At 70.4% G+C, this 9,713-nt stretch carries 9 protein-coding genes; 5 read left to right on the top strand and 4 right to left on the bottom strand.

All coding sequences use genetic code 11. The annotated features are described in order from the left end of the window. Window positions 1-283, bottom strand: a 283-nt coding sequence (locus VAE53_RS11250; protein ID WP_322819458.1) for a glycosyltransferase, incomplete at its 3' end; no start/stop codon positions are given. A gap of 135 nt (window positions 284-418) precedes the next feature. Between VAE53_RS11250 and VAE53_RS11255 the strand changes: the two genes are divergently transcribed. The 3 genes from VAE53_RS11255 (at window position 419) to VAE53_RS11265 (ending at window position 5,205) form a co-directional block, all read left to right on the top strand. Further along, window positions 419-1,288, top strand: a complete 870-nt coding sequence (locus VAE53_RS11255; protein WP_322819459.1) for an HDOD domain-containing protein — start codon at window positions 419-421, stop codon at window positions 1,286-1,288. Window positions 1,289-1,321: 33 nt separating this feature from the next. Continuing rightward, window positions 1,322-3,082: a CapA family protein gene (locus VAE53_RS11260; RefSeq protein WP_322819460.1), complete on the top strand. Its 1,761-nt coding sequence runs from the start codon at window positions 1,322-1,324 to the stop codon at window positions 3,080-3,082. Window positions 3,083-3,150: 68 nt separating this feature from the next. Then, window positions 3,151-5,205, top strand: a complete 2,055-nt coding sequence (locus VAE53_RS11265; protein ID WP_322819461.1) for a RecQ family ATP-dependent DNA helicase — start codon at window positions 3,151-3,153, stop codon at window positions 5,203-5,205. A gap of 39 nt (window positions 5,206-5,244) precedes the next feature. Here VAE53_RS11265 and VAE53_RS11270 read toward each other — a convergent pair whose 3' ends face one another. Further along, entirely contained in the window at window positions 5,245-5,775 is a 531-nt protein-coding gene (locus VAE53_RS11270; RefSeq protein ID WP_322819462.1) for a hypothetical protein, read from the bottom strand. Between the two features lie 50 nt (window positions 5,776-5,825). On the opposite strand from VAE53_RS11270, the gene VAE53_RS11275 reads away from it, so the two are divergent. Continuing rightward, window positions 5,826-6,713, top strand: coding sequence for an alpha/beta hydrolase (locus VAE53_RS11275; RefSeq protein WP_322819463.1), 888 nt, complete (start codon window positions 5,826-5,828; stop codon window positions 6,711-6,713). A 40-nt stretch (window positions 6,714-6,753) separates the two neighbouring features. Next, window positions 6,754-7,533, top strand: coding sequence for a 4-hydroxy-tetrahydrodipicolinate reductase (gene dapB / locus VAE53_RS11280; RefSeq protein ID WP_322819464.1), 780 nt, complete (start codon window positions 6,754-6,756; stop codon window positions 7,531-7,533). 6 nt (window positions 7,534-7,539) lie between these two features. Here the strand turns inward: dapB and VAE53_RS11285 are convergent, their stop codons facing one another. Both VAE53_RS11285 and VAE53_RS11290 read right to left on the bottom strand, forming a co-directional pair. After that, a complete protein-coding gene (locus tag VAE53_RS11285; protein ID WP_322819465.1) occupies window positions 7,540-7,962 on the bottom strand; it encodes a PilZ domain-containing protein in 423 nt (140 codons plus the stop codon). 53 nt (window positions 7,963-8,015) lie between these two features. Then, window positions 8,016-9,587 carry a fatty acid--CoA ligase gene (locus VAE53_RS11290; RefSeq protein WP_322819466.1) on the bottom strand — a complete coding sequence of 524 codons (1,572 nt, stop codon included), beginning with the start codon at window positions 9,585-9,587 and terminating at the stop codon, window positions 8,016-8,018. Window positions 9,588-9,713: the final 126 nt, after the last annotated feature.

Here is a 9,713-nt window from a genome sequence, read left to right on the forward strand (position 1 = left end):
AGCTGACGATCTCGGCGTCGCTCTGCAGCCAGGCTTCGCGCAGGGCGAGCCCCCGCCCCTTCACCGCGAGGACGAGGGCTTTGACGCGGGGGTGCTCGGCCGCGAGCCGGCGCGCGAGCTCGGAGGTACCATCGGTAGAGCCGTTGTCGGCGATGACGAGCCGCCAATCGTATTGCGGGTTCCGGTTGAAGAGGGCGAGGGTGGCGAGGGTGCTCTGCTCGAGGACGCCCACTTCGTTGTAGCAGGGGATGACGACATCGACGCGCGGCCGCGGGGCGGTCATGCGGTGATTCTCCGCCCGGCCGTTCGGTGTGTCGATGCAGGGGATGCGCAGGGCGGCGAGGAGCAGCAGCAGGAGGGATCGTCTCCCCGATTGTTCCCTTCACTGGCCGGCGGCCTTGCCGACACTCAATGCGTGATGGGTAAGGATGCTGCTACGCTCTTGTCGAGGGTCGATGACCTGCCGCCGCTGCCGGCTGTCGCAGCCCGGGTGATGGGGATGGCGGAGGACGACCGTACGAGCGCGATGGACCTCGCGCAAGTGCTCGCGACCGACCAGGCGCTGACGGCGAAGCTCATTCGCATTTCGAACTCGGCCTTCTACGGGTTCGCGCGCCGGATTTCGACGGTGCGCGAGGCGGTGGTCATCCTCGGGTTCAAGCAGGTGCGGCAAGTCGCCGTCGGGGCGAGCCTGATGAACACGTTCCGCCGGCTGCCGAACGAAACGTTCGATTTGGACCTTTTTTGGGGGCACAGCGTGGCCGTGGCGGTGGCCGGCGAGGCCCTGGCGAAGCGGTCCTTCACGGTGAAGCCGGAGGATGCCTTCACGGCGGGAATCCTGCACGACATCGGCCGGCTGGTGATTCGCCAGGTGATGCCTGCGGAGTTCGAGGAGGCGGTGCGGATGGCGCGCAGCGGCGAGGCGCCGCTCCACGTGGCGGAGCTGATGACGACGGGCTACGCGCACGACGAGGTGGGGCGCGCACTCGGGGAGCTGTGGAAGTTCCCGGGACACCTCGTGGAGGCGGTGCGCTGCCACCACGACGAGACGCTCACGCCGGAAGAGGATGGCCTGGCCGGGGTGGTGGCGCAGGCGAATCGGCTGGTGCTGCACTACGGGCTTTTCTGTGGCTTCGACGTCGAAGGGGGCGAGGTGGCGCCGCTCCCGCCCGATCTCGCGGCGGTGGAGGAGGCGTGCGGGGGGATCGAACGGGTGTTGAACCGTGCCTTCTCGTTCATCGAAGCGGCCTCGGGGACGCCCGATACCTGGTACGCGCGGGCGAGCTGACACGCGGGTGGGCGGGGGCGCTAGGATGCGCGCATGGAGCCTGCCGGTCCGGCGGGGGCCCGGGACCCGTGGCGGCTGTGGTTCGCCGCGAGCGTGGCGGCTTGTTGCCTGAGTCTCGCCTTTCTCGGGTGGGCCCTCGTCGAGGCGGCGCGGGCCCCGGTGCCGGCCGCGCCGGCCAGCCGAACGCCCCCGGGGGCGACGGCCCCGCCGCCGGCGCCCCTGCGCGTCCGGGGGATGCTCCCGACGACAGCAGCCGGCCTCGGGCTCGTGGCCGTGGGCGCCGCCGAGGTGGCCGACCTCGCGTTCGAACCGGCAGGGCCCGGCGAGGGGGTGCCCGTGCGGGTGTTCGTCGCCGCCGGGACGCCCGGGGCGGGCCTCGATGGGCTGACGCGCGAGCAGCTGGTCGCCGCCCTCCGTGGCGAGGTGGCGAGCTGGGCGGCCTTCGGCGGATTCGAGCGGACCATCGAGCCCGCATTCGTGGGAGAACCGGCCGAGGCGCAGGGTATCCTCGCCGGGCTCGGCGCGGGGGCCTTCGACCTCTCCCGCTTTCGCTTTTTCGCATCCGCCGATGCGCTCTTGGCCGAGACGTCGCTCGATTCCGGCGTGCTCGCCATCCTGCCGTTCGATGGGCTGCGGCCGCCGCTCGTCGCGCTAGCCATCGACGGGGCGGACCCGGCGCGCGGGTACGGGGAGCTCGCCGCCTGGCCGCTCGCCGAACGAGTGCGGGTGCGGGCCTTCACGCCCGCTGGCGAAGCCGCCCGGGAGGCGACCGAGCGGGCCATCGCGTTGCAGCTTCCGCCGGTGACCAGGGTGGTGGCCACGGGCGACATCCTGATGTCGCGCTGCACGCTGGCGAAAATCCGGGCGACGGGCGATTGGGCGAGTCCGCTCCGCTCGCCCGTGGGGGACTTCCTCGCGGCGGCGGACATTGCGGTGGGGTCGCTCGATGGATCGATTCAGGACTTGGCGGTGCCGTACGGCTGCGTGAGCACCACGAACCTCACCTCGCCGCCGGAGGTGATCGCCGCCCTCACGCACGCGGGATTCGATGTCCTGACGGTGGCAACGAACCATGTGTTCGATTGTGCGGATGGGGGCTGCGGGGCCCGGGCCCTGCTGCGAACGCTCGAACTGCTGCACGCCGCCGGGATCGCGACGGTCGGCGGCGGGCAGAACCTCTCCGAGGCGCTGGCGCCGGTGATCCTCGAGGTCGACGGGCTGCGCTTCGGCTTTCTCGGGTTCGACGACATCGCAGCGGAGGAGATCGGGGCAACGGAGGAGGGGCCGGGAACGGCGCCGCTCGATGATTCGTACGCGGACGAGCGGTCGACGCCACCGCGAGAGCCGGCCTTCTACAAGCCGGCGGAGATGCTCTCGCTCGAGCGGTTCACGGCCGCCATCCGGGCGCTGAAGGAGCAGGCCGATGTGGTGATCGTGCTCGTCCAATCGGGCTTCGAGGAGACGCACGTGCCGAGCCCGCGGAGCGTGAAGGCGCTCCGGGCCGCGGCGGATGCAGGGGCCGACCTCGTGGTCGGCAACCAGGCACACTGGGTGCAGGCGGCGGAAGTCCGGGGCGGCACGTTCATCGCCTATGCACTCGGGAACTTCATCTTCGATCAGGTTTGGACGCCGGAGCACACGCAAGGGTACCTGCTCGAGGCCACCTTCCACGGCGCGAAGCTCGCGACGATCCGGATGCTGCCGTACCAGATCGTGGACCAGTACCGGCCGGAGTTCGTTGCCGGCCCGACGAAGTTGAAGGTCATCGCCGACGTCCTCGGCGGATGGGAGTAGGGCCGGGGCGGCGCGAACGGCACGGCGCGGGGGTGCGACTCCGCACGAATGTTCTATCATTCCCGACCATGGGCGCGGCAGATTTGGAGCGGGCGCGAGCGGTCCTCCGCGAGGTGTTCGGGTTTCGCACCTTTCGTCCGGGGCAGGAGGCGGTCATCGCCGACGTGCTGGCAGGGCGCGACACGCTCGTGGTGATGCCGACTGGCGGCGGCAAGAGCATCTGCTTCCAAGTGCCGGCGCTGGCGGTCGATGCGGGGGTGACGCTGGTGGTATCTCCGCTCCTCGCCTTGATGAAGGACCAAGTCGATGCGTTGCGGGCGATGGGCGTGGCGGCGGCGTTCGTCAATTCGACCCAGGAAATGGAGGAGCAGCGGCGCGTGCTGGCGGCGTGCGCGGAGGGGAGAGTGCGGCTGCTCTACGTGGCGCCGGAGCGCTTCCAAGCAGGCAGCTTCATGGCGGCGCTGCGTGCCATCCCGCTCGCGCGGTTGGCGATCGATGAGGCGCACTGCATCTCGCAGTGGGGGCACGATTTCCGGCCGAGCTACCGCGACCTCGGGCTCGTCCGAGAACGGCTGGGGTGGCCCCCGACGGTGGCGTTGACGGCGACGGCCGACCCGCTGGTCCGGCGCGACATCGTCGAACGGCTCCGCCTCCGGGAGCCCTCGGTGCACGTGGCCGGATTCGACCGGCCGAATCTGCGATTCGAGACGTGGCGGGTGGCCAGCCTGAAGGAAAAGGCCGAAACCGTGGCGGAGGAACTGGCCGGGCTCCGCAGGGCTTCGGCGATCGTCTACTGCGCGACGCGGAAGAGGACGGAAGAGCTGACCAGCGAACTGCAGCGGCGGGGCATTCGCTGCGCGGCCTACCACGCAGGCCTCCCCAATGCCGACCGACGGCGCATCCAGGAGGCGTTCACGCGCGACACGGTGCGCATCATCGTGGCGACGAACGCGTTCGGGCTCGGGATCGACAAGCCAGACGTGCGGCTGGTCATCCACCACGACCTGCCGGATTCGTTGGAGGCGTACTACCAGGAAGCGGGCCGGGCGGGCCGCGATGGCGAGCCGGCACGCTGCCTCTTGCTCTACAGCCCGCAAGACCGGGCGCTCAGGGAATTCTTCATCGACCAGGCTCACCCATCCGGGGAGCGGGTGCTCGAAATCTACCGCGCGCTGGTAGCAGAAGGTGGGCGACGCGTTCACGTGCGCGACCTGATGCTGGAGGAGGACGAACCGGGGTTCAATGCGGCGGTCCAGGCGCTGGTGGAGTCGGGGCTCGTGGCGAAGCAGGGGTGGACGCTGGCGGCGATCGGCCCGGCGGCCGAAGAGCGCATCGATACGGCGATGCTCGAGGCCCACCGCGAGCACTCCTTCCGAAAGCTCGGGGCGATGGAGGCCTACGCGAAATCGCGGACTTGCTTGCGGGCGCAGCTGTTGCGGTACTTCGGCGAGCCGTCCATCGCCAGCTGCAGCAATTGCGGGCCGTGCCTGGCGGTGCGAGGAGGTAGCCTCGGATCCGAGCGGCCGGCCGCCGAAGAGGCGCTCTTCCAGGAGCTGCGGGCGGCGCGGCGAGCGTTCGCCGAGGCCGAAGGTGTGCCATCCTACGTCATCTTTCACGATGCGGTGCTGCGCGAGATGGCCCGCCTGCGGCCCCGGAACCGGACGGAGATGCTCGCTGTTCCGGGCGTTGGGCTAGCGAAGTTCGAACGGTACGGGGAAGCGTTCCTCGCCCTGACGCGGGCGGCAGCGGCCCGCGAGCGGCCGGCGCCGGCTGCGCGCGCACCCGGGGCGCCCCGCCGGGATGCGGCACGCTTCGCGCCGACAGTCCGCGAGACGCTCTCTCTCTACCGCGACGGCCTCCGCGACGTGCAGGAGATGGCGAAGGTGCGGTCGCTCGCGCCGGCGACCATCGTGAGCCATCTGGCAGAGCTGATCGCCGCGGGGGCGATTGCCGACCTCGATGGCCTGGTACCGCGCGAGAAGGTGGAGCTGGTGCGGAGGGCCGCGGCTGGCCTGCCGATCGGCGCCTTGCGCCCCTTGAAGGAGCGACTGGGGGATGCGGTGAGCTACGACGAGCTGCACCTCGTGCGGGCCTGGCTGGGGAGACACTCGACGCCCCGGTAGCCCGCCCTGTGGGGCGGGGCCTGGCGCGAGCGGGACGCCTCAATGCTCGTGGCGGTGGAACTCCTCGACCATGCGGCGGCGCCGTTCGAGCACCTCGCCGAGGGTTTCGCCGAGCGCGGCTTCGAGGCGGGCGATCCGCTCCCGGTCGCGGTCGGCCCAATGGAGGAGGTAGCGCTCGACGGTGACGGGCTCCCCGGCGAGGCGGCCCTCGCGGGCAAGGTGGCGCGCCTCGAGCGAGCGGACGATAGCGAGGCTCGCCTGGCGCTGGAGGGCGAAGTCGCCGAGCAGGTGCTCTTTGCGGTCGCGGCTGCGGTGACGGTCGGCGAGCCAGGCGGCGCGATCGAGCGAGCGAAGCTCGGGTGCGGGCTCGGCGAGGAGGCGTTCGAGGCCGGGCCGCAGGGCGAGCACCTCTTCGTCGCGGAACCAGGCGAGGAGCAGCCGGGGCGACCAGCCCTCGCGGTCGAGGTCATCGAGGCGGGAGTCGTCGGCTTCGGCGGCGAGGTGGGCGAGCGTCGTCGGGGTGGCGGCGAGGGTGGCGAGGGCGTCGGCGAGGTGAGACGGGAGGCTCATGGGAAGAGCGTACCAGGAACGGCCGGGCTCGCCCGGGTAGACTGTTCGGCATGGGTGAATCGATGCGAATGGATACGCCCCGCGCCTTTCGGGTCCGCGGCGATGGGGTCGAGCTGCAGGCTTACGAGTGGGCTGGCGAGGAGCCGACGGTCCTGTTCGCCCACGCGACAGGTTTCCATGCGCGCTGCTGGGACGAGGTTATCCGGCGGCTTCCCGGAGTCCGGGCGGTGGCCATCGACATGCGCGGCCACGGGCTCAGCGAGAAGCCGGACCCGCCCTATCGGTGGCCGGCCTTCGGGCGCGACCTGGCAGCCATCGCCCGCGAGCTGGGGCTGCGGGGAGCGCTCGGGGTGGGCCACTCGAAGGGCGGCTACGCCGTCACCCGTGCGGCCGAGATCGAACCGGGCGCGTTCGCGGCGCTGCTCCTCGTCGACCCGGTCATCGGGCCGCGGGGATACCGCCGGTCGATGGCCGAGGACGAGCACTTCGCGGCCCGGCGGCGGAACACGTGGGCCTCGCCGGAGGAGATGTTCGAGCGGTTCCGCGGGCGAGCACCGTTTTCGCATTGGGACCCGGCGGTATTGCGCGACTACTGCACCTACGGGCTGGTGCCGAACCCGGACGGCGACGGCTACGTGCTCGCCTGTCCGCCGCGCATCGAGGCGGCCGTCTACGCCGGGGCCTACAACGGTGCGGACGACGAAGACATCTACGCGGCGATCGAAGCGCTCCAGGTGCCGGTGCGGGTGTTGCGCGCCCGACCGCGCGCTGAAGATGCGATGACCGACATGAGCGGTTCGCCGACGGCGCCGGACCTTGCCCGGCACTTCCCACGAGGGGAGGACGTGCCAGTGCCGCAGTATTCGCACTTCATCCCGATGGAGGACCCGGGATTCGTCGCCCGGCAGGTGCGGGAGATGCTCGCCAAGATGGCGTGAGTGGCGGGCCGGGAGCGGCGCGAGGGGCTACAATCCGGGCGTGACCGAGATTTCGGTGGTCGTCAGCGGGACGGGGCGCATGGGGCGCGAGGTGGCAGCGGCGGTGCTCGCCGAGCCGGGCATGACGCCGGTTGCCTACATCGACGGGCTGGCGGAGCGCGGCGCACTCGATGGCATCCCGATCTACCGCGAGGCGGGCGTCGGCCTGGACGAGGCCAAGCCGCAGGTGGTGGTCGATTTCACGAACGCCGCTTGGACGCCGGTCATCGCGAAGGCGGCACTGGAGCGGGGTATCCCTTTGGTGATCGGGACGACGGGGCTTTCGGCGGAGTTGATGGCTTGGCTCGATTCGGAGGCGAGCGCGCGAGGGGTGGGGGTGGTAGTGGCGGCCAACTTCGCCATCAGCGCCGTCCTCATGATGCACTTCGCCAAGCAGGCGGCGCGCTTCTTCGACTACGCCGAGATCATCGAGCTCCACCACGAGGGGAAGGTCGATAGCCCTTCGGGGACGGCGAAGGCAACGGCGGAAGGGATGCTCGCCGTGCGGGGGCGGCCCTTCGAGCACCGTACGCCCGAGGCAGAGACGGTGGCTGGGGCAAGGGGGGCCGAGCTGGGCGGCGTCGCGATCCACGCGGTGCGGATGCCGGGACTGGTCGCCCATCAGGAAGTGATCTTCGGTGGGCCGGGGCAGCTGTTGACGATCCGGCAGGACAGCACGGGGCGCAATTCGTTCATGCCTGGCGTGCTTCTGGCGATCCGCGAGGTACGGGAGCGGAGGGGGCTGGTGGTGGGGTTGGAGCGGCTGTTGGGGCTCGAATGAGGCCGTTCAGGCGGCCGGCGGGCGAGGCGTGCGTGCGCCGTGCGGCCCGAGCCGCTCCATGGCGATGGCAGCTTGGCGGGCGTTGAAACGGCGCCGGAGGTTTGTGACCACCCGGGCGAGCGCTTTCGCGGTCTCGTGGTCGAGCCGGAACCGCAGGCGGTGGACGTAGCCGCCGAACGGGTCGGCTTCGATGGCGACGATGTCGGCGGGGATGGCGAGCCGCCACCCCTCCTCGGGGTTCGCGACCTCGAGGCGGAGGCGTCCGTCGGCGCTCGCGGAACCGGCGGCGCGGAGCGCGGCGCCGTGCATCGAGAGATCGACGAGGCGGCCGATGACGTAGTCGCCGGCGGCATTCGACAGGCGCGCCGGGAGGTCGGCCGGGTAGCGCGGGGCGAGACGCCGCGCCGCGACGCCCTCGAACTCGTTCATACCGAGAGATTCGGCCGGCCCGGGCGCGAGCTGAAGGGAGCCGGCAGGGTCGGTCAGTTGACCTGACGTTCGCGGCCCGCCCAGTACGGAGCGCGCAGTTCGCGTTTGAGGATCTTGCCGGAGGGATTGCGGGGGAGCGCCTCGGCGAAGTCGATCGATTTCGGCACCTTGTAGCCTGCGATCCGTTCGCGGGCGAAGGCGATGAGATCCTCGGGGGTGACCTCGGCGCCGGGCTTCTTGACGACGATGGCCTTCACGGCCTCGCCCCATTTCTCGTCGGGGACGCCGATCACGGCGACATCGGCGACGGCCGGGTGACCGAACAGGGCGGATTCGACTTCGGCGGGGTACACGTTCTCGCCGCCGGAGACGATCATGTCTTTCACCCGGTCGTGGATGTAGAGGTAGCCATCGGCGTCGAGGTAGCCGGCGTCGCCGGTGTAGAACCAGCCGTCGCGGATGGCTCGGGCAGTCTCCTCGGGGAGGTTCCAGTAGCCCTTCATGACCTGCTTGGTGCGGCAGATGATCTCGCCGACCTCGCCGATGGGGACGTCGTTCCCATCGGGGTCCACGACGCGGATTTCGACGCCGGCGATGGGGCGGCCGCAGGAGCGCATGCGGGGATTGCCGTTCGGGTCGTGATCCTCGGGCGGGAGGTAGGTGATGGCACCGGTGGTTTCGGTGAGGCCGTACAGCTGACCGAAGTTGCACTTGAAGGTGGCGAGGGAGTTCCGCAGGAGGTCGAGCGGGATGGGGGATGCGCCGTAGGCGATGAACTGGAGGGTCGAGAAGTCGGTCTCCTGAACGCCGGGGGTCTGGAGGAGGAAGAGGAGGACGGCCGGGACGAAGAGCGCCCGGGTGACACCGTAGCGGGGGATGGCTGCGAGGATTTCGGTCGGGATGACGTCGCGCAGGACGATATCCTTGGCCCCGGCGAAGAGGCCGACGATGCCCCACCCGCTGCCGGCGATGTGGAAGAGCGGCATGCAGACGAGGTTGACATCTTCGCTCGTCCAGCGCGGGCCCCATTCGGCGGTCGCGGTGGGGAGGAGGGCGAAGAAGTTACTGTTGGTGAGCTGGGCACCTTTGGGGTGGCCGGTGGTTCCGCTGGTGTACATCTGGATGGCGACGTCGTCGGGGGCGACGGGCACGCGCGGATCGTCGGCCGGCTGGCCGTCGCGCCAGTCGGGGTAGTGGTCCCAGCCCTCGTGCGGGGCATCGATGGCGATGACCTTCTTCACGGTGCGCAGCTCGGGAAGCACCTTCTCGATGACGGGGAAGAAGTCCTGCCCGACGAAGAGGGCCTCGGCCTGGGCATCGTTGATGACGTAGGCGACTTCGGGCGGCGCGAGGCGCCAGTTGACGGCGACCATGACCTGGTTGGCTTTGGCGGCGCCGAAGAAGACTTCGAAGAAGCGGTCGGAGTTCTTGTCGAGGTAGGCGATCCGCGCCTGGGGGCCGAGGCCGGCAGCGATGAGGCCGTTGGCGACGCGGCTGGCGCGTTCGTCGAGTTCGCGGTAGGTGGTTTCGCGGCCCTGGTAGACGAGTGCGACGGCGCCGGGGCGTTCGGCAGCGTGGACACGGGCGATATCGGCAACGCTGGCGATGTCGATGTTCGTTGGCATGGGGTGCTCCGGTGACCGTGGTGGCCCGCGATCGTGCCACCTTACTGGTCGGTTCGCAAGCCGCGGGAAGGGAGCGCGCCGCCGGCAGGACGCGCCCCCGAGAAATTCGAAAGGCCGACCTCACCG

The organism is Tepidiforma sp., from assembly GCF_034432735.1.
In the GTDB taxonomy this organism is placed as follows: Bacteria; Chloroflexota; Dehalococcoidia; order Tepidiformales; family Tepidiformaceae; genus Tepidiforma.

Bases quoted from the DNA above. Each gene is read 5' to 3' on its own strand.
- VAE53_RS11265 (WP_322819461.1), top strand. From the start codon at position 3,151: ATGGGCGCGGCAGATTTGGAGCGGGCGCGAGCGGTCCTCCGCGAGGTG.
- VAE53_RS11285 (WP_322819465.1), bottom strand. From the start codon at position 7,962: ATGAACGAGTTCGAGGGCGTCGCGGCGCGGCGTCTCGCCCCGCGCTAC.
- VAE53_RS11255 (WP_322819459.1), top strand. From the start codon at position 419: ATGGGTAAGGATGCTGCTACGCTCTTGTCGAGGGTCGATGACCTGCCG.
- VAE53_RS11290 (WP_322819466.1), bottom strand. From the start codon at position 9,587: ATGCCAACGAACATCGACATCGCCAGCGTTGCCGATATCGCCCGTGTC.
- VAE53_RS11260 (WP_322819460.1), top strand. From the start codon at position 1,322: ATGGAGCCTGCCGGTCCGGCGGGGGCCCGGGACCCGTGGCGGCTGTGG.
- VAE53_RS11270 (WP_322819462.1), bottom strand. From the start codon at position 5,775: ATGAGCCTCCCGTCTCACCTCGCCGACGCCCTCGCCACCCTCGCCGCC.
- VAE53_RS11275 (WP_322819463.1), top strand. From the start codon at position 5,826: ATGGGTGAATCGATGCGAATGGATACGCCCCGCGCCTTTCGGGTCCGC.